The organism is Paraburkholderia diazotrophica (genome assembly GCF_038900755.1).
Lineage (GTDB): Bacteria > Pseudomonadota > Gammaproteobacteria > Burkholderiales > Burkholderiaceae > Paraburkholderia > Paraburkholderia diazotrophica_A.
Map to the genome: position 1 here is coordinate 709,642 of NZ_JBBPEN010000002.1, position 19,161 is coordinate 728,802.

19 protein-coding genes and 2 tRNA genes are annotated in these 19,161 nt (G+C 65.0%); 8 read left to right on the top strand and 13 right to left on the bottom strand.

Annotated features, from left to right (window positions below; translation table 11 throughout):
• Nucleotides 1-460: 460 nt before the first annotated feature.
• The gene (locus AABE10_RS08520; RefSeq protein ID WP_342932824.1) at nucleotides 461-1,864 is read right to left on the bottom strand and encodes an MATE family efflux transporter; all 1,404 of its coding nucleotides are present in this window, start codon (nucleotides 1,862-1,864) and stop codon (nucleotides 461-463) included.
• 229 nt (nucleotides 1,865-2,093) lie between these two features.
• On the bottom strand, nucleotides 2,094-2,312 hold the full coding sequence (locus AABE10_RS08525; protein WP_342932825.1) for an RNA-binding S4 domain-containing protein: 219 nt from the start codon (nucleotides 2,310-2,312) through the stop codon (nucleotides 2,094-2,096).
• Between the two features lie 344 nt (nucleotides 2,313-2,656).
• Here AABE10_RS08525 and AABE10_RS08530 point away from each other — a divergent pair, with 344 nt between their 5' ends.
• From AABE10_RS08530 to AABE10_RS08540, 3 genes are all read left to right on the top strand, one after another.
• On the top strand, nucleotides 2,657-3,106 hold the full coding sequence (locus tag AABE10_RS08530; RefSeq protein WP_342932826.1) for a hypothetical protein: 450 nt from the start codon (nucleotides 2,657-2,659) through the stop codon (nucleotides 3,104-3,106).
• An 85-nt stretch (nucleotides 3,107-3,191) separates the two neighbouring features.
• Nucleotides 3,192-3,455, top strand: coding sequence for a hypothetical protein (locus AABE10_RS08535; protein WP_342932827.1), 264 nt, complete (start codon nucleotides 3,192-3,194; stop codon nucleotides 3,453-3,455).
• A gap of 221 nt (nucleotides 3,456-3,676) precedes the next feature.
• Complete coding sequence (locus AABE10_RS08540; RefSeq protein WP_342932828.1) at nucleotides 3,677-5,926, top strand: ATP-dependent helicase; 2,250 nt, start codon at nucleotides 3,677-3,679, stop codon at nucleotides 5,924-5,926.
• Nucleotides 5,927-5,989: 63 nt separating this feature from the next.
• Here the strand turns inward: AABE10_RS08540 and AABE10_RS08545 are convergent, their stop codons facing one another.
• From AABE10_RS08545 to fdxA, 8 genes are all read right to left on the bottom strand, one after another.
• Nucleotides 5,990-6,754: a DUF4088 family protein gene (locus tag AABE10_RS08545; protein WP_342932829.1), complete on the bottom strand. Its 765-nt coding sequence runs from the start codon at nucleotides 6,752-6,754 to the stop codon at nucleotides 5,990-5,992.
• 224 nt (nucleotides 6,755-6,978) lie between these two features.
• Nucleotides 6,979-7,302: an AzlD domain-containing protein gene (locus AABE10_RS08550; RefSeq protein WP_342932830.1), complete on the bottom strand. Its 324-nt coding sequence runs from the start codon at nucleotides 7,300-7,302 to the stop codon at nucleotides 6,979-6,981.
• Entirely contained in the window at nucleotides 7,299-8,066 is a 768-nt protein-coding gene (locus AABE10_RS08555) for an AzlC family ABC transporter permease (RefSeq protein ID WP_342932831.1), read from the bottom strand. The genes AABE10_RS08550 and AABE10_RS08555 overlap by 4 nt, the downstream gene beginning before the upstream one ends.
• 178 nt (nucleotides 8,067-8,244) lie before the next feature.
• The gene (locus AABE10_RS08560; protein ID WP_342932832.1) at nucleotides 8,245-9,072 is read right to left on the bottom strand and encodes an AraC family transcriptional regulator; all 828 of its coding nucleotides are present in this window, start codon (nucleotides 9,070-9,072) and stop codon (nucleotides 8,245-8,247) included.
• Nucleotides 9,073-9,131: 59 nt separating this feature from the next.
• Nucleotides 9,132-9,638: a CreA family protein gene (locus AABE10_RS08565; protein WP_342932833.1), complete on the bottom strand. Its 507-nt coding sequence runs from the start codon at nucleotides 9,636-9,638 to the stop codon at nucleotides 9,132-9,134.
• A 219-nt stretch (nucleotides 9,639-9,857) separates the two neighbouring features.
• Nucleotides 9,858-9,933 (bottom strand) — tRNA-Asn (locus AABE10_RS08570).
• A gap of 63 nt (nucleotides 9,934-9,996) precedes the next feature.
• Nucleotides 9,997-10,072: transfer RNA gene (locus AABE10_RS08575), tRNA-Asn, on the bottom strand.
• A gap of 116 nt (nucleotides 10,073-10,188) precedes the next feature.
• Nucleotides 10,189-10,512 (bottom strand): ferredoxin FdxA, encoded by a 324-nt coding sequence (fdxA, locus tag AABE10_RS08580; RefSeq protein ID WP_342932834.1) that lies wholly within the window; start codon nucleotides 10,510-10,512, stop codon nucleotides 10,189-10,191.
• A gap of 360 nt (nucleotides 10,513-10,872) precedes the next feature.
• On the opposite strand from fdxA, the gene pncB reads away from it, so the two are divergent.
• The 5 genes from pncB to AABE10_RS08605 all read left to right on the top strand — a co-directional run bounded on the left by pncB (nucleotide 10,873) and on the right by AABE10_RS08605 (nucleotide 16,935).
• The gene (gene pncB / locus AABE10_RS08585) at nucleotides 10,873-12,072 is read left to right on the top strand and encodes a nicotinate phosphoribosyltransferase (protein ID WP_342932835.1); all 1,200 of its coding nucleotides are present in this window, start codon (nucleotides 10,873-10,875) and stop codon (nucleotides 12,070-12,072) included.
• A gap of 213 nt (nucleotides 12,073-12,285) precedes the next feature.
• Nucleotides 12,286-12,948, top strand: a complete 663-nt coding sequence (locus tag AABE10_RS08590; RefSeq protein ID WP_342932836.1) for a lactate utilization protein C — start codon at nucleotides 12,286-12,288, stop codon at nucleotides 12,946-12,948.
• A complete protein-coding gene (locus AABE10_RS08595) occupies nucleotides 12,923-14,410 on the top strand; it encodes a sodium:proton antiporter (RefSeq protein ID WP_342932837.1) in 1,488 nt (495 codons plus the stop codon). The genes AABE10_RS08590 and AABE10_RS08595 overlap by 26 nt, the downstream gene beginning before the upstream one ends.
• A gap of 54 nt (nucleotides 14,411-14,464) precedes the next feature.
• On the top strand, nucleotides 14,465-15,454 hold the full coding sequence (locus tag AABE10_RS08600) for a D-glycerate dehydrogenase (protein ID WP_342932838.1): 990 nt from the start codon (nucleotides 14,465-14,467) through the stop codon (nucleotides 15,452-15,454).
• Nucleotides 15,451-16,935: a DNA recombination protein RmuC gene (locus AABE10_RS08605; RefSeq protein ID WP_342932839.1), complete on the top strand. Its 1,485-nt coding sequence runs from the start codon at nucleotides 15,451-15,453 to the stop codon at nucleotides 16,933-16,935. Before AABE10_RS08600 ends, AABE10_RS08605 begins: the two co-directional genes overlap by 4 nt.
• 108 nt (nucleotides 16,936-17,043) lie before the next feature.
• Here the strand turns inward: AABE10_RS08605 and AABE10_RS08610 are convergent, their stop codons facing one another.
• From AABE10_RS08610 to moeA, 3 genes are read right to left on the bottom strand one after another with little or no spacing between them, the layout of a single operon-like run.
• Nucleotides 17,044-17,529: a GNAT family N-acetyltransferase gene (locus tag AABE10_RS08610; RefSeq protein WP_342932840.1), complete on the bottom strand. Its 486-nt coding sequence runs from the start codon at nucleotides 17,527-17,529 to the stop codon at nucleotides 17,044-17,046.
• Nucleotides 17,529-17,804, bottom strand: a complete 276-nt coding sequence (locus tag AABE10_RS08615) for a hypothetical protein (RefSeq protein WP_017774653.1) — start codon at nucleotides 17,802-17,804, stop codon at nucleotides 17,529-17,531. The genes AABE10_RS08610 and AABE10_RS08615 overlap by 1 nt, the downstream gene beginning before the upstream one ends.
• Nucleotides 17,805-17,861: 57 nt before the next feature.
• A complete protein-coding gene (moeA, locus tag AABE10_RS08620; RefSeq protein ID WP_342932841.1) occupies nucleotides 17,862-19,157 on the bottom strand; it encodes a molybdopterin molybdotransferase MoeA in 1,296 nt (431 codons plus the stop codon).
• Between the last annotated feature and the right edge of the window lie 4 nt (nucleotides 19,158-19,161).

Sequence of the window (19,161 nt, forward strand, 5' to 3'; positions counted from 1 at the left end):
ACGGGGCATGGGGCGCTGCGGCGGCGCGTGCGGGCGGCCGGGCAGCATTGGGGCGGGCGTCGTGCGATACGGCGTCGGACGGCCGGACGCGAGCCTGAGCGTGCCCTTGTGGGGACGGGGAGGCGGCCGCTGCGCAGCGCGGGTCGCGCGCTGGGCTAATGGCGGCAGCCAGGCGTGGCATTTTACCTGTGACGGTCGGGTTCGATGCGCAGTTGGTTGCGTGTGCAACACAAAAGCGGGGAGAGCATGTGAGCGTGGTGCTTGCGATCGAGCGTGCTGCGAGAAGGGACCTCGTGAAGACTGTCTGCGTGCGCTCGCACGGAACGCGAGGTCTCGGCGATCGCGTCCGGTTCGCCAACGAGCGAGCGTGGCGCTTGTGATCGAGCGCGCCCGCCAGAGCGCGCATCGCGAAGACTGCGTGCGCGCGCTTGCACAGCACGCGAGGTCTCGCCGACCGCGCTCAGTTCGCCGACGCAGGCTCTCGGCGGGTCATCGCGTGCCGGCTCATCTTGTGAAAGCGCAGTGTCATCAGCAGCGCGACGCTGGCGAGCCCGGCTGCAAGTCCCCACCACAGGCCGCGCGCGCCGAGCCCGAAGTGAAACGCGAGCGTGTAGCCCGTCGGGAAGCCGATTCCCCAATAGCCGAACGCGGCGGCGATCATCGGAATGCGCGTGTCCTTTAGTCCGCGCAGACAGCCGGAGCCGACCGTCTGCATGCCGTCGACGATCTGGAAAATGGCGGCCACGCCCAGCAGCGAACTCGCGAGCGCGACGGTCGGCGCGTTGGCGGGATCGTCGAGATGCAGGTACAGCCCGACGATGAAATGCGGCGCCGTGATCAGCAGCAGGCCCGACAGGCTCATGAAGCCCACGCCGAGCCCGAGCGCGACGAAGCCCGCATGGCGCGCGGCGAGCGGCTGCCCGGCGCCCGACCAGAAGCCGACGCGCACGTTCGCCGCCTGGCCGATCGCGAGCGGCACCATGAATGCCACCGACGCGACGTTCAGTGCGATCTGGTGCGCCGCCAGCTGCGATTCGCCGAGCAGGCCGACCATCAGGCCCGTCGCGAGAAAGAGCGTCGATTCGACGCCGTACGTGATCGCCACCGGCCAGCCGATGCCGAACAGCTCGCCCATCAGCGGCACGTCGGGGCGCGTGGCCGTCACGAAGTGCCGGAAGCGCGGGCGCAAATGCAGCAGACCCATCAGCGTGAGCGCGGTGAGCCACACGGTGATCGTCGTCGCGCCCGCCGAGCCGAGGAAGCCGAGTCGCGGAAGCCCGTACGCGCCGTGGATCAGCCCGTAGTTCAGAAACGCGTTGACGAACACGCCGCCGATCGACACCCACAGCAGCCGCCGCGCCGCGCCGATCGCGGGCAGGAACGAGCGCATCAGGCCGATGCCGATCAGGCTGCCGGGCGCGCCCCAGCGCAGCACCGCGCAGTATTCGCCGACGTTGTGCGCGAGCAGCGCCGGCTCGCCGAAGGCCATCAGGATGGGCGCGGCGAACGACAGCAGCACGAACGCGGGCACCGCAAGCAGCAGCGACAGCAGAAAGCCCGTCCAGTAGATGTGCGGCACGCGATGCTCGGCCTGCGCGCCGCGCGCATGCGACACGCTCACGCTGACGGAAGTCAGCACGCCTTGCAGCAGCGTCACGACGACAAAGAACAGGTTCGCGCCAAGGCCGCCTGCCGCGAGCGCGTCGGGGCCGAGCGAGCCGAGCAGGACGGTATCTGTGACGCTCATCGCCATTTGCGAAAGCTGCGCGATGGCGAGCGGCGCGGCAAGGCGCGCCGTATCGGCGGCGTGGCGCGAAAGCGTGGGCGGCCCGCCGAGCGCGCGGGACATTCCGGTTGGATTCATGGTTCCGGGTGCTGAATGCGCGAAAGCGCGAAGCGCGCGCCAAAACCGGTCGGCCGGATCAGGCGGATGGAACGGGTGAAGCGCGCGCGGGATGTTTTTCTGTGCAAGCGGACAGCTTATTGCGGGAACGCGGCGCTGTCGATGAGCAGGCACATTTTTGGTGCGGTCTTGCAGCGGCGGCCGGATGCGTTCTGCATATTTTTGCTGCCGCGGACGACGCGTGCGAGCGTCACCCCTCGTGGACGGCAATTCTGGTATCGCCGAGCAGCACGACCTGGCCCGCGCGGATCTTGCAGGTTTTGCGCGTTTCGACGCGTCCGTCGACGGTGACGGCACCCGACGCGACGATCGCCTTCGCCGATCCTCCGCTGTCCGCGAGGCCAGTAATCTTCAGCAGATTGTGGAGTTCGACGTAATCGCTGGTCAGTGTGAAATCGAGATTGGGCATGTGGGTTGCGATGGACGGGACATCGGCTGAATCGTGGAAAAAGCGGGTGGAAAAGCGCTTGGGAAAAAAGCGCTTCGCATCATAAGCCATCGCGTCGCGCGCGGCGTTTCCATAGCGAGAGCGCGGCGTCGGCCCGCGCATGTGCAAGCAGATGTTATTCAGTTGTCAGGAAATGAAACGTTGAGTAACAGCCGGCTTTGTTGGCGAACTTCACTCGCGAAGGCCCGGTCTGTGGAATAGCCTGCTGCATTTTGCAATGGGCGAACAGCGCGGGCGCGTCGCCGCCTATCGGCAGCCACACGGCGCCCGCATGCCGACACTGACAACCTGCAGAGAGGATTACCATGAACCAGCTTCGTACGCTCCTGATCGGTACCGCCCTGACTGCGTTTGCGTCGACGGCCGCATTCGCCCAGACGCCTGCTCAACCGGCTGCCAGCCTGTCCGGCCAGGCACAGGTCCAGACGCAGGCGCCCGCCGAGGCACCCGCTGCGCAAGGCGTCCAGATGCCGGCGCCCGCGCCGCAGAATCTGACCGCGCCGGGTTCGACGGACCCGCTCGTTCAGAAGCGCAACGCGGATGCCGAGGCGAACGCCGAATATCGCGCGCAGAAGAAGACGTCGAAGGCGCAGATGAAGGAGCAGCAAAAGGCCGCCAAGGACGAGTACACGAACCAGGTCCGCAACGCCAAGTTGAACAAAAAGGCCGACAGGGCGGCCGCATCGAACGAACTGAAGTCCCAGATGCAGGGGCAGTCGGCGGGCGCGGCAGCGTCGGGCGAGTCGCATAACTGAGGCACAACTGACGCGTATGTGAGGCACAGCCAGCGCTGACACAGGCGTTGGCCGTTTCGACATTCGAACAGGGAGGACATCGATCATGAAAAACATGAACAGGACCATGGGCGCGCTGCTGGCGGCCCTGATCGCGGGCAGCATGACCACGCTCGCCGTTGCGCAGACGCACGATCCCGCCACCGATCCGACGACCCACGCCGACAGCAAGGCGGTGAAGGAGCAGGCGAAGGCCGACAAGAAGTCGGAGATCGCGCAGGCGAAGGCCGATAAGAAGAAGGCCGACGCGCAAGCCGATGCCGACAAGGCTAACGCCAAAGCCAGAGTGAAGGACGCGAAGCAGGAGTAGGCGGCGTTCCTGGCGTGGATTCTCCGGGCGGCATCGCGCCGTTCGGAGCGAAAGCCCGGTGCGTCGGGCTTTAATGACATGGTCGGCCTGACCAGAACAGCCCGATCGGCTTACGCTGATCGGGCTGTTTTCTGTTTTGCGCCCGTTTGTTGCGCCATATGTCTCTGGGTTGACGCGCGGCGTTCGCGCCGAAAAATGGGGCGCTTGCCGTGGCGGGTTGTATGGATATACAGTATGCGTCGCCTTCACTTTCCGACCCGCCAATCGTGCTTTCCGTCGCCGATTCCCTGTCTTCATCACCGTCAGCCGGGACGGGTTCGCCCGAGCCCACGGCCGCCGCCGACTGGCTCGCGAAGCTCAACGACGCGCAGCGCGAAGCCGTCGAATACGGCACGGGAGACGTTGCACAGCCAGCGGGCGCGCTGCTCGTCATTGCGGGCGCGGGTTCGGGCAAGACCAATACGCTCGCGCATCGCGTCGCGAACCTCGTCGTGAAGGGCGCCGATCCGCGCCGCATTCTGCTGCTCACGTTTTCTCGCCGCGCCGCGCTCGAAATGACCCGGCGCGTCACGCGCATCGCCGGCGCGGCACTCGGCACACGCGCGGCGCTGGCGCAGGGGCTGACGTGGTCGGGCACGTTCCACAGCGTCGGCGCGCGGCTGTTGCGCGAGTACGCGGATGTGATCGGCCTGTCGCCAACCTTTACGATCAACGACCGCGAAGATTCCGCCGATCTGATGAATCTCGTGCGCCACGAGCTCGGCTTCTCGGCGAAGGAAAAGCGCTTTCCGTCGAAGTCGGCATGCTTCGCGATCTATTCGCGCGTCGTCAACACGGGCGCTTCGCTGGCCGACGTGCTCAACGGCGCGTTCCCGTGGTGTCGCGAGTGGGAAGCCGATCTGCGCGCGCTCTTTGCCGCCTACGTCGACGCGAAGCAGAAGCAGAGCGTGCTCGACTACGACGATCTGCTGCTCTACTGGTCGCACATGGCGGCGGAGCCCGCGATCGCCGCCGATCTGTCCGGCCGCTTCGATCACGTACTCGTCGACGAATATCAAGACACCAACCGGCTGCAGGCGTCGGTCCTGCTCGCGCTGAAGCCCGACGGGCGCGGGCTGACCGTAGTCGGCGACGATGCGCAATCGATCTATTCGTTTCGCGGCGCGACCGTGCGCAACATTCTCGATTTTCCAACGCACTTCGATCCGCCCGCAAAGCAGGTCACGCTGGAACGCAACTACCGTTCGACGCAGCCGATCCTCGAAGCGTCGAATGCCGTGATCGGCCTCGCCAGCGAGCGCTACACGAAGAATCTCTGGACCGACAAGGCGTCGGCGCAGCGCCCGCATCTCGTTACCGTCGCCGACGACGCCGACCAGGCGCGCTACATCGTCGAGCAGGTGCTGGCCGCGCGCGAGGCGGGCATGAAGCTGAAGGCGCAGGCCGTGCTGTTTCGCGCCGCGCATCACAGCGCCGCGCTCGAAATCGAGCTGACGCGGCGCAATATCCCGTTCGTGAAGTTCGGTGGCCTGAAGTTTCTCGATTCCGTCCACGTGAAGGACGTGCTGGCCGTGCTGCGCTGGGCTGAGAATCCGCGCGATCGCGTGGCGGGTTTTCGCGTCGTGCAGTTGCTGCCCGGCGTCGGGCCCGCGACGGCCGCGCGCGTGCTCGACGACATCGCGTCGCGCGCCGGTGCGCCCGGCTCAGATGGCTCAGGCGGCGGCACCCTGGAGGCCGCGCACGGCGTATCGCATTGCACGGCCAGCGCGCTCGCCGCCTTTGCGCCGCCGGCGCGCGCGCTCGAAGACTGGCATCCGTTCGTCGCGCTGATGTCGTCGGTGTGTGCGCGCCAGACGCCGTGGCCCGCCGAGTTCGAGATGGTGCGCCGCTGGTACGAGCCGCATCTCGAGCGCAATCACGAGGATGCGTCGATTCGCCAGGCCGATCTCGTGCAGATGGAGAGCATCGCGGGCACGTATGCGTCGCGCGAGCGCTTCCTGACCGAGCTGACGCTCGATCCGCCCGACGCCACGAGCGACGAATCCGGCGTTCCGCTGATCGACGAGGATTATCTGATCCTGTCCACGATCCATTCGGCGAAAGGGCAGGAGTGGCGCAACGTGTTCGTGCTCAATGGCGTCGACGGCTGCATTCCGTCCGATCTCGGCACGGGCAGCGAAGAGGAAATCGACGAGGAGCGGCGTCTGCTGTACGTCGCGATGACGCGGGCCAGGGAAGATCTGCACATCGTGATGCCGCAGCGGTTTTACGTGCACAACCAGACGCATCTCGGCGACCGGCACGTGTGGGCGTCGCGCACGCGCTTCATTCCGCCGCATCTGCTGCCGCTGTTCGACTCGCATGCATGGCCGCCCGCGCCCGTCGTAGCGGCGCCGACGCGCGCGGGGCTTGCGGCCGCTGCACAGGCCAAAATAGAAATCGCGGCGAAGCTCAGAAAGATGTGGGACTGAGCTTGCCGCGATGCGAATGAAACGTGGATGGCACGCCCGGCGCTGCCGGCTCGCCAGCGATGATTAGCGCGACTGCCGCTGTTGTTGCTGCGGCCTCGGCGGCGGCATGAAGAAGTTGCGCAGCCACGCCGCGAGCCGCGTGAATATGTCGTACGGCTCTTCGACGAAAATCTCCGGTTTCAGGAGCCGCAGATACTCCATGATCTGCTGCGCTTCCTGCTTCTGGAACGAGCCGTGCGAAATGCCCAGCCGCAACAGGCCGCGCAGTTCGCCGAGCTTTTCGCGCGCCGCGCTGCCGACGCTCGTCTCGCACGCGACCTTCGCCTCGTAGACCCGCTGGCGCAGCGATTCGGCGAGACGCCACGCGGGCGTCTGCATCACTTCTTCGAGCGCCTGGATGTCCTGCGCCGCCGACTTGATCTGCGCGGCAAGCGGGTCGACCAGCGCAGGCGCGCCTTCCGCTTCCTTGACGATTGCGGCCGCCCATTCGCGGCTCTGCTTGGCCAGCTCTTCCGGCGTCCACTCCGAGCGCGCCGCAAAGCCGAAGCCGAACTCGTTCGCCTGCTTCATCAGGATCGCGACGACGTCCGGAAATTCCTTGTCCAGCGTGCGCTTCGCCCATGCGTACTGACCGCCCTGCAGCATCCGCTGCACGGCGTGCTCGGTCAGCGGCACCATGTTGTCGAGGAGCTTGGCGCGCAGAAAATCCTCGAACGACGGCGTCGCGAACTGCGGGTCCAGCTTGAGCGAGACCCGCACGAACGCCTCGAAATCCTTTCTTAGGGATGCGAGCGTTTCGTCCTTGATGTGAAGGGTAATCTGACCCATGTCCTATCCCGTTTCGTCGACCGCGCAGGCGCCGTCGAGGCGTTCGCCCCTGTGCCGCCGCCCCCGTTCGTTGGCGGCACCGATGTCCGGCGCGGTTCGGCCCGGCGTGCCGGCCGTGCGTCGACAGACGCGGCCGGTTCGCGAGCCACGAGTGTTTATCGGCGGATTGAAAGGGAACTTGAGGGCGCGCGCCGTCCGGGTAAACGGCGCGCGCGGCGGCGAGGTCACGTCAGAACGACGCCCTGCCACAGGAAGAACGCCGCGAGGCCGACGGCAATGGTCAGCAGCGGCCGGCGCGTGAGCGCGCTGACGGCGACGGCGGCGAGCGCGCCGACGAGCTGCGGGTTGCGCCAGGTCAATTCGGCTTGCGCGCCGTGCGGCGAGACGGCCATCGGCACGATGATCGCGGTTAGCACGGTGACGGGCACGAAGCCGAGCGCGGTGCGCACGAGCGGCGGAAACACAATGCGGTCGCCGAGCATGAACACGGTTGCGCGGATCAGCCACGTGATAACGGCCATGCCGACAATCAACAGCACGTAGTTCATTGCGAAGCCTCCGCCGCGCGGGTGCGCTGCAGCGCGGGCAACGACAGCAGCACGCCGACCGCGACGCCCGCGAATACGGCGCCCAGCAGGCCGAGCTTGTACGGCCAGCCCTGCAAGAAAAACGCGAGCGCGCCGGCCGTGGCTGCGGCGGCCAGATAACGCACGGCGACGAGCTGCGGCACGACGATCGCGATGAACGTCGCGACCATCGCGAAATCGAGCCCGAGCGATTGCAGGCCGGGGAACGCCGCGCCGAACAACAGGCCGACGAGCGTCCAGCCCTGCCAGTTTGCGTACATCGACAGCCCCGAGCCCAGGAAGTAATACGGCCCGACCGAGCCGGGCGGATGCAGCCGATAGTGCGCCCATGCGACGGCGAACACTTCGTCGGTGAGCAGGCCGCCGAGCGCCCAGCGCCAGCGCGACGGCAGATGCGATACGTACGGCGCGAGCGTCGCGCTGTAGAGGACGTGGCGGGCGTTCACGACGAGCGTCGTCGCCCAGATGACGGCATAGCTCGCATGGCCCGCAATCAGACCGAGCGCGATGAACTGCGCCGAGCCGGCGAATACGATCAGCGACATCAACTGGCCGTGCCACAAGTGCAGCGGGCCCGATGCGACGAGCGTGCCGTAGATTACGCCGAACGGCGCCGAGCCGATGACCATCGGGAGCGTGTCGCGCGCGCCCGCCATCAGTTCCTTGAGCCGGTGAGTGGGTTGTGCAGGGTGAGTCAATCTTTTCTCCTCGATACGGCCGAGCATAGCCGGGCGAGGGGGCGGCCGGCTTGTACGTTCTTGCGCTTGGACTTGCTTTTGCGTTTGCGGCGCGCGTTTCGCTGGGCTCGCGGGTGGGCGGCGGACGCGTGGATGTGGCGCGGGATACTAGCGGTGTGAGTCGGCTGGCGCGCGTTCGCGTTGTGCGCTCGCGCATGCGGCCGTATCAGGACGACTGCCAGCGGCCCGGCGGCACGCCGAACATCCGGCGAAAATGGCGCGTGAAGTGACTCTGATCGGTGAAGCCGCTCGCCGCCGCGACGTCGGCCACCGACGCGCCCGCGCGCAACGGCGCCAGGGAGCGCTGCAAGCGGATCTGGTTGCGCCACGCGTGCGGCGGCAGCCCCGTCGCGCGCGCGAAGAGTCGTGCCGCGTGAAACGGCGACAGGCCGACGGCATCGGCCAGCTCGGCGAGCTTGAGGGGCGCGGCAAGGTCGCCCGTGAGCTGTTCCTTCATCGTGGCCACGCGAGTATCGGCGGCGGCGTGCGGCGGGGCGTCGGCGCGCGTGCGGCCGTAGCGGACGAGCAGCGTCGACAGCGCGTCGAGCATTGCCGTTTCAGCGGCGAGAGGATCGTCGTTCGATTCAAGCAACCGGTGCGCGCGAGCGAGACGAACGGCGAGGTCCGGATCGCGGATCACATCGGCGTCGAACCACGGCAGCGGCTGCGCGCGGCCCGCGATGTCCTCGGCGAGCGCATGGATGAAATCGACGGGTGCGTACAGCACGCGGTAGCGCCAGCCCTCGTCGATGGCCCGCGAGCCGGTGTGCACTTCGCCCGGGTTGATCACGGGCACGCTGCCCGCCTCGGCGACGTAATGCGAGCCTTGATACCGATAGGTCTCCGCGCCCGCTTCGATCACGGGGATCGTGTACGCGTCGTGCCAGTGCGGCGTGAATTCGTGATCGTGATATTCGGCCGTGAGCAGATCCGCGCCGGGCAAAAGCGGCGTGCGCCAGTAGCGGGCGTTGTCGCGGAAGCGGGTCGAAGTCATGGTCGATGTCCGGGTGGACCTGCCAGTTTACCGCGCATCGCGTGTTGCCCGCCGCTGCGTCAGCGGACGGGAATCGTCGTGCCGGCTGGCATCGGCACGGCTGTGACGCTGTTTTTTGCGCTGCCCGTCGTGACGCGGTCGCTGTAGGTCAGATAGACGAGCGTGTTGCGCTTCGTGTCGACGACACGCACCACGTGCAGCGTCTTGAAGATCAGCGACATCCGTTCCGTGAACACGTCGGCCTGTTGCCGCAGCGGTTCGGGAATCTTGACGGGGCCGACCTGACGGCATGCAATCGACGCCTCGGTCGGATCTTCGGCGATGCCCAGCGTCCCTTTGATGCCGCCCGTTCGCGCCCGCGACACGTAGCAGGTGACGCCCTGCACGGCGGGATCGTCATAGGCTTCGACGACGACGCGATCCGAACCGGTGATATGAAAGTTCGTGTTGACGCTCGCGACTTCCTCCGCGTGCGCGAAGGGCGCAGACGCGAATGTGGCGAAAGCGGCGGAGGTGGCGAAGATGACGGCGCGCGCGGCCCGTACGCAATGCGGAGCAATTTTCATCAGGTGACCGGAAGAAAATGTGAAGGCAGCCGGGCGGTGGCCCGTGCGTGCGTCATCGTAACCTGGTTGCGTGTGCGGACTATGGCCACAGGCGCAGGCGCGACAGATATTGGATTCGTCGAAGGGGAGCGATCGTTCGGAAGGAGTGTGGAAAACGATTGAAGAAAAACGATCGCGGAAAAAGAAAAGGCCCGCACGGATGCGGGCCTTCGAATTTTTTGGCTCCCCGACCTGGGCTCGAACCAGGGACCTACGGATTAACAGTCCGGCGCTCTACCGACTGAGCTATCGGGGAACAGCAATACAACGTGTCACTACATAAAAAAGCCCGTTGTGGTTAACGGGCCTTTGCAATTCTTGGCTCCCCGACCTGGGCTCGAACCAGGGACCTACGGATTAACAGTCCGGCGCTCTACCGACTGAGCTATCGGGGAACAACAACAGCAGAGAAGCGAAATTGTAGAAGGTGAAGCAGAAGCTGTCAATACCCGTGATTCATCTCAATATAATGCGACTGATCCGGGCAGGAGCGACAGGTCTGCTGCGGCGATCAACGCTCGAGCAGCGAGAGCTTATCCTTCACGTCCTTGAATTCGTCGGCTTCGGGCAGCGGCGCCTTGGTCTTCGTGATGCTCGGCCATGTCTTCGCCAGTTCGGCGTTCAACGGGGTGAAGTGCTGCTGGTCGCCAGGCACGTCTTCTTCGGCGTAGATCGCATTCACCGGGCACTCCGCAACGCACACAGCGCAGTCGATGCACTCGTCGGGGTCAATCGCGAGGAAGTTGGGACCTTCGCGAAAGCAGTCCACCGGGCACACATCGACGCAGTCGGTATAGCGGCACTTGATGCAGCTTTCGGTCACAACGTGAGTCATTCAGGCAACTCCTGCAAACGATATCTTTTGGTAGTGGGGAGATGGCAAGACGCCAAAAGCGTTATTGTAACGTAACGTCAAGTAGTGCATACGCGATCGCCGTCAGGGCTTTTATATCGTTTGGTGATTAGTTTATGGCGGTCGGATGAGCGTCGAATCCCTTGCTGGCGCCCGCCGGCCGTGGCGCAGTGGAGCAACGGATGGCGCGCATTCGGGTAACATGCGACAGCGTCTTCGTGAGCTCGCCCGTTTTGCGCGAGGCTCGCAGCGCATACGGCGTACGCATGTGGCGCACAAAAAGGGCGAGGGCGCACGAGGCCTGACGTCTTCCGTTTTTATGCAGTCCCGGTTTGCAAGATCATGATCATTACTTCGCTGCTCGATACCGATCTGTACAAGTTCACGATGATGCAGGTGGTGCTGCATCTCTTCCCGGCCGCCAACGTCGAATACAAGTTCCGCTGCCGCACGCCGAACGTCGACCTCGTGCCGTACGTCGACGAGATCCGCCGCGAAGTGCGCAAGCTCTGCGGGCTTCGGTTCAATGAAGGCGAGCTCGACTATCTGCGCCAGATGCGCTTCATCAAGAGCGATTTCATCGACTTCCTCGCGCTGTTTCATCTGAACGAGAAGTACATTTCGATCACGCCTTCGCCGAAAGGCAACGGGGAAATCGACATCTCCATCAAGGGGCCGTGGCTGCATACGATCCTCTTCGAAATTCCCGTGCTCGCGATCGTCAACGAAGTGTATTTCCGCAACACGCAGCAGCAGCCGGATTACAGCGAAGGACGCGAGCGTCTGCGCGACAAGATCCAGTTGCTCGGCGCGCGCCCCGAGTTCGCCGACTGCAAGATCGCCGATTACGGCACGCGTCGCCGCTTTTCCGGGCGCTGGCATGAAGAGGTGATCCTTACGCTCAAGGACGGCCTGCGGGAGCAGTTCGCGGGCACGAGCAACGTCTTCTACGCGATGAAGCACGGCCTCACGCCGCTCGGCACGATGGCGCACGAATACCTGCAGGCCTGCCAGGCGCTCGGTCCGCGTTTGCGCGATTCGCAGATCTACGGCTTCGAGATGTGGGCGAAGGAATATCGCGGCGACCTCGGTATCGCGTTGTCGGACGTGTATGGCATGAAGGCGTTCCTCCGTGATTTCGACATGTACTTCTGCAAGCTCTTCGACGGCGCGCGCCACGATTCCGGCGACCCGTTCGACTGGGGCGAGCGCCTTATCGCCCACTACGAAGCGAATCGCTGCGACCCGCGCACGAAGGTGCTCGTGTTCTCCGACGCGCTCGACATCCCGAAGGTGCTGCAGCTGTACGAACGCTTCCGTGGCCGCTGCAAGCTCGCGTTCGGCGTCGGCACGAATCTCACCAACGACCTCGGCTACAACCCCCTGCAGATCGTCATCAAGATGGTCAAGTGCAACGGCCAGCCGGTGGCGAAACTGTCGGACTCGCCTGGCAAAAACATGTGCGAAGACAAGGCGTATCTGGCCTATCTCCGGCAAGTGTTCGGCATCGAGCAGCCCGCCGAGGAAGAAGTCGGCAAGTAACGCGCGGCCCCTTTCGCAGCTGTGCCGCCCGGTGCAGTCAAGCGCATGATGACTATTTTCGGCGCTTCGCTCAAGCGCTGCCATTAGCCGTTCGGCCAGGTGTTCGCGCACGGGGTGGCCGGTATAATTCACGGGTCAATGTGCGCAGTGCACGCGCAACAAGATTGCGCATTCAACAAGATCGACACGATCACCGGCACGAGGATATGGCTCATGGATACATCGACCGCCCGTCGCAACATCCTGGCGCGCATTCGCGCAGCGCAAGGGCGCGAGCCCGAGCCGTCCGTGTCCGAGCGCGAGACGGCGCAAGCGTATCTCGCAAGCCATCCGCAAGGGCCGCGTCCGCCGATGCCGGCTGATCTCGTCGCGCATTTCATCGAGCAGGCCAAGAAGATGGCGACCACCGTCGACACCGTCGAGTCGCTCTCTGACGCGCCCGCTGCCGCGCATCGCTACCTCACCGAACTGAATCTTCCGACCCGGGCGATCGCATGGCAGACAGTCGAAGCGTTGCCGTGGACCGGTTCGGGCATCGAAGTCGAATTCCGCAAGCCGAACAACGAAGACCGCGTCGGCATTACGGGCTGTTTCTGCGCGACGGCTGAAACGGGCACGCTGGTGCTGCTGTCGGGTCCGCAGACGTATGCGTCGGCGGGCTTGCTGCCGGAGACGCACATTGCGATCGTGCCGGCGTCGCGCATCGTCGCCGGTCACGAAGAGGCGTTCAACCTGATCCGCAGCGAACGCGGCGAGTTGCCGCGCGCGGTCAACTTCGTCTCCGGCCCGTCGCGTACGGGCGATATCGAACAAACCATCGTGCTCGGTGCGCACGGTCCTTATCGCGTGCATGCGATCGTCGTACGTGGCGCTTGATGTTCCGCACACGCATCGACGCGACGCGCGAGCGGTGACGAACCGGTTGAAGTCCGCGCGGATCGCGGGTGTGGCGCTCGCGTTCGCGCTGTCGTGCTGGCCACTTGCGGCATCGGCGGCCGCGGTGGACGGCGCGTCGCTTTCCGCGTGGTGGGGCGTGCCTTTCGCGGGCATCCTGCTGTCGATCGCGGTGCTCCCGCTCGCCGCGCCCAAGCTCTGGCATCACCACTACGGCAAGGTCTCGGCCGCTTGGGCCCTTGCGTTCCTCGTGCCGTTTGCTTTCGCGTTCGGCTCATCGGCGGCGTTCGGCGCGTTGATCCATGCGTTGCTCGACGAATACGTGCCGTTCATCGTGCTGCTGACGGCGCTCTATACCGTCGCGGGCGGCATCTGCGTGACGGGCAACCTGCACGGCACGCCGCGTCTGAATGCGGCGCTGCTCGCGCTCGGCACGGCGCTCGCCAGCATCATGGGCACGACGGGCGCGGCGATGCTGCTGATCCGGCCGCTCCTGCGCGCGAACGACAATCGCAAGCACGTCGTGCATGTCGTCGTGTTCTTCATCTTTCTGGTCGCGAACGTGGGCGGCTCGCTGTCGCCGCTGGGCGATCCGCCGTTGTTTCTCGGTTTTCTGAACGGCGTCGGTTTCTTCTGGACGACGGTCCATCTCGCGCTGCCGATGCTATTCGTCTGCGCCGTGCTGCTGATCCTGTTCTACGCGCTCGATTCGTACTATTTCCGGCGGCGCGAAGAGGTACGTCCCGTCGATCCGTCTCCCGACACGCCAACTATCGGCATCGAAGGCAAGATCAACTTCGCGCTGCTTGCGCTCGTGATCGCATTCGTGCTCATGAGCGGCATCTGGACGCCCGGCATTGCGTTCGATGTGGCGGGCACGCACGTCGCGTTGCAGAATGTCGTGCGCGACGTAGCGCTGATTGCGCTGACGGTGCTGTCGCTGATCGTGACGCCGCGCGCGGCGCGCGAGGGCAACGCGTTCAACTGGGCGCCCATCGAAGAGGTCGCTAAACTGTTCGCGGGCATCTTCGTGACGATCGCGCCTGTCATCATGATGTTGCGCGCGGGCGAGGCGGGCGCGTTCAGCGGTATCGTGCACCTCGTGAACGACACGACCGGCCAGCCGCGCGACGACATGTACTTCTGGACGACGGGGCTACTGTCGTCGTTCCTGGACAACGCGCCGACGTACCTCGTGTTCTTCAATCTCGCGGGTGGCGATGCGCAGACGCTGATGGCCACGGGCGCCTCGACGCTCGCTGCCATTTCAGCGGGCGCGGTGTTCATGGGAGCGAACAGCTATATCGGCAACGCGCCCAATTTCATGGTCAAGGCGATCGCCGAATCGCGCGGCGTGCGGATGCCCAGCTTTTTCGCTTACCTCGCGTGGTCGGGCGGCGTGCTGATACCGTTGTTCATCGCGACGTCGTGGATATTCTTTTAATGCCGTGCGCGCGGCTATACGCGCGCGTCGCGGCCTGATACTCGGAGAATGGCAATGCAAAAGGTTCTGGTTGCGCGTCCCATCTTTCCGGATGTGATCGAGCGGCTCAAGCAGCATTTCGAAGTCGACTGGAACGACGGCGACGTGCTGCCCGCCGACGAACTGAAGCGCCGGATCGCCGACAAGGACGGCGCGCTGACGGCGGGCGACATCATCGACACGTCCGTGCTCGCCGCGGCGCCGAAACTGCGCGTGGTGTCGAACATGGCCGTCGGCTACAACAACTTCGACATGGCGGCGTTCAACGCGGCGAACGTGCTCGGCACGAACACGCCCGACGTGCTCAACGAATCGACGGCCGATTTCGGCTGGGCGCTGATGATGGCGACCGCGCGCCGTATCGCGGAATCCGAGCACTGGCTGCGCGCGGGCAAGTGGGAGAAGTGGTCGTACGACGGCTTTCTCGGCTCGGACATCTATGGCTCGACGCTCGGCGTGATCGGCATGGGGCGCATCGGGCAGGCGCTTGCTCGTCGCGCGCGCGGCTTCAGCATGAACGTGATCTATCACAACCGCTCGCGTGTCGCGCCCGAGATCGAGGCCGAACTGAACGCGCAATACGTATCGAAGGAAGAACTGCTGCGGCGCGCCGATCACGTCGTGCTCGTGCTGCCGTACACGGCGCAAAGCCATCACACGATCGGCGCTGCCGAACTCGCGCTGATGAAGCCGACCGCGACGCTCACGAATATCGCGCGCGGTGGCATCGTCGATGACGCGGCGCTCGCCGTCGCGCTGCGCGAGAAGCGGATCGCCGCTGCCGGACTCGACGTGTTCGAGGGCGAGCCGAAGGTCAATCCGGCGTTGCTGACGGTGCCGAACGTCGTGCTGACGCCGCACATCGCGAGCGCGACGGAAGCGACGCGCCGCGCGATGGCCAACCTCGCCGCCGACAATCTGATCGCGGCACTAGGCGTTGGTCCGCGCGCGGGGCGTCCGCCGAATCCGATCAACCCTGACGCGATCGGGAAGGCGCGCTCATGACGATGGTGTTGATCGCGGCTGTCGCCGTTCTGGCCGTCGCGCTGGTGATCGCGCTGGTGATGCTGATGCGCGGCAGCAATGGCGCGCATCAGCTGATGCATTTCGCCGAACTCGGCGAGCGCCTGGAGGCGGCTTCGGCCGTGCAGGCGCGCTCGACCGAGCGGCTCGAACGCGAGCTGCGCAGCGAGATTTCCGAAACCGCGCGCGTGTCGCGCACCGAACTGAACGGCGGCTTTTCGCAGTTTCAGCAAACGCTCGCGTCGCAGTTCACGAGCATGACGACGGTGCAGGCCGGCAAGATCGACGGCTTCGCGCAGCAGCTCGTCAAGCTCACCGAGACCAACGCGCAACAGCTTGACGCAGTGCGCCAGAGCCTGCAGCAGCAGGCACAGCAGGCGCGCGACGAACAGGGCATGACGTTGAGGCGCTTCGGCGAAACGTTGCAGCTTCAACTCGCGCAGGTCACGGAAGCGAACGACCGGCGCTTTGCGGAGGTGCGCACGAGCATTGAGCAGCGTCTGAAGGACATCGAGACGAACAACGCGACGAAGCTCGAAGAAATGCGCCGCACCGTCGACGAAAAGCTGCATGCGACGCTCGAGCAGCGGCTCGGCGAATCGTTCAAGCTCGTGTCCGATCGTCTTGAACAGGTGCATCGCGGTCTCGGTGAAATGCAGACGCTGGCGGCGGGCGTGGGCGATCTGAAGAAGGTTCTGACGAACGTAAAGACGCGTGGCACGTGGGGCGAAGTGCAACTCGAGGCGTTGCTCGAACAGATCCTGACGTCCGACCAATACGCAAAGAACATCGCGACGATTCCGAAGAGCAACGATCGCGTCGAGTTCGCGATAAAGCTTCCGGGGCGGCAACCGTCACCAGAAGCGGCTGCCACGCCAGTGTGGCTGCCTATCGATGCGAAATTTCCGCGTGAGGACTATGAGCGTCTGATCGACGCGCAGGAGCGCGCCGATCCCGTCGCGGTCGAAGAAGCATCGCGCGCGCTGGAAGGGCGCATTCGCGCAGAAGCGAAGACGATTTCGGAGAAGTACGTGTCGCCGCCGCATACGACCGACTTCGCGCTGCTATTCCTGCCGACGGAAGGGCTCTACGCGGAAATTCTGCGTCGTCCAGGGCTCAGCGATCTGTTGCAGCGCGACTATCGCGTGACGATCGCCGGGCCGACCACCCTGACGGCGCTGCTGAACAGCTTGCAGATGGGTTTCCGCACGCTCGCGATCGAGAAGCGTTCGAGCGAAGTGTGGCAGGTGCTGGGCGCCGTGAAGACCGAGTTCGGAAAATTCGGCGACGTGCTCGCGAAGACCAAGTCGCAACTCGAAACGGTCACGCGTTCGATCGAGGCCGCGGAAGTGCGCACGCGTCAGATGAACCGCAAGCTACGCGATGTCGAGGCGCTGCCCGAAGAGCGGGCGGCGGGATTGCTCGGGGACTCGCTATCCGGTGCAGATGCCGACGAGTCTTGACGCAGGGGTAGGGACCGGAGAGAAAGCGGGCGAGGCATCGCTGGATCGGCTACGCCTCGCCCGCTTTCTCAGCAGCGATTTCTGATTCACGGCTATGAATACAGCAGATCAGCCCGCGCTCGATGCCAGTTGTTCGAGCGCATCGCCCGTCACGCGTACGATGCGCCAGTCCGGCAACACGGTCGCGCCCATCTTCTGATAGAAGTCGATGGCGGGCTGATTCCAGTCCAGCACCGACCATTCGAAACGGCCGCATTGCCGCTCGACGGCCAATGCCGCCAGATGACGCAGCATCTTCGAGCCGAGTCCTGTGCCGCGCTCGGCGGGCTGCACGTACAGGTCTTCGAGATACAGCCCGCGGCGTCCGAGGAACGTCGAGTAGTTGTGGAAGAAGAGCGCGTAGCCGATGATCTTTCCGGCACGTTCGGCGACGAGCGCTTCCGCCGACGGGCGCGCGCCGAACAGCGCGTCGTGCACGCCTTCCTCGGTCGCGATGAACAGATGCGTGAGCTTTTCGAACTCGGCCAGCTCGCGCATCAGCGCGAGCATTGCGCCGACGTCTGCGGGCATGGCTGCGCGGATCGTCGCTGACATCACGCTTCCTCCGGCACGTCGCTCAGATGGATTTCGATGCCGCCGAAACGCGATGCCACCCAGTTATATGCGTGGCACGCAATCCACAGCAGGATGAAGCCCAGAATCGCGTTGAGCAGCAGCGCACTGAACACCGTGCTCAGTTCCACCGACCCATAACGGATGAACGCGACCAGCACGCCGAGCAGAACGATCGGCACGCTGAACGTCAGGTACACGAGGATCAGTGCCTTTGCGGTTTGCCCCGGTGCAATGAACGAGATCTGTTTTTTCATATAAGTCAAACCCGTAGTCGTATTGGATTGCGTGAAAAGCATGCCGGCCTTGCCCGTTCAGATGAGGCCGTCGAACAACATGATGTCGACGGCGTCGCCCGGATCGAGGTCGGCCTGTTCGTGGGCGAGCACGATGAAGCAGTTTGCTTCGCTCATCGAACTGAGTACGCCGGAGCCTTGCGAGCCCGTCGGCGTGACGTGCCAGTCTCCTTGCGCGTCGCGTTCGGCGACGCCGCGCTGGAACTCGGTGCGGCCCGGCCGCTTGCGGATCGGCTTGCGGCACGCCGCGCGTATCAGCGCAGGCGCGGCCACGTTCGCGCCAGACATCAGCAGCAGCACTTCGCGCACGATCTGGTAGAACGTCGCCATCACCGCGACGGGGTTGCCGGGCAAGCCGAAGAAGATGGCCGGATCGCCGGCGCCGGGCTTGCCGCCCGACCAGATGCGACCGAACGCGAGCGGCCGGCCGGGGCGCATCGCGAGACTCCAGAACGCGACGTCGCCGAGCATGCGCAGCATCTGCCTGGTCAGATCGGCTTCACCGACCGAAACGCCGCCGGAGGTTATCACGACATCGGCACTCGCCGCAGCGGTGCGCAACGCGTGTTCGAGGGCGGCGGGCTCGTCGCGGATCACGCCGAGATCGATGGCATCGAGATGCAGCCGCTTAAGCATCGCGAACAGCGTGTAGCGGTTGCTGTCGTAGACGCAGCCGGCATCGAGCGGCTGGCCGATCGAGCGCAACTCGTCGCCCGTCGAAAAGAACGCGACGCGCAGGCGTCGCCGCACGGGCACCTCCCCAATGCCGAGCGATGCCAGCAACCCGAGGTCCGATGCGCGCACGATGCGGCCCGCCTTCAGCGCGACTGCGCCGCGTGCCAGGTCTTCGCCTGCGAGACGGCGGTTCACGCCTGCTTTCAATGACTGGGTGGAGAAACGGATCGTGTCGTCGTCACGCGCGACATTCTCTTGCGGCACGACGGTGTCGCAGCCGGGAGGCATCGTCGCGCCTGTCATCACGCGCACGCATTGCGTGGCGGCGATGTCGCCAGTGAACGGATGACCTGCCAGCGCCTTGCCCGCGACGCTCAATGCAATCTCGCTCGCCTCGCCGCTGAGCGCCGTGCTGGAGAACGCGTAGCCGTCCATCGCGGAGTTGTCGTGCGCGGGCACGTCGATGGGCGACACGATGTCCTGAGCGAGCACGCGGTTCAGTGCTTCGTGCAGCGGGACCCGTTCAATCGTGGTGACGGGCGTGGCCCATTCGCGGACGATCGCCTGTGCGGCGGACACCGGCAAGGCTTGAGCGTCGTACTGTGCGACGCAACTCGAGGTTTCGTTCAGCGTGGTCATGAAA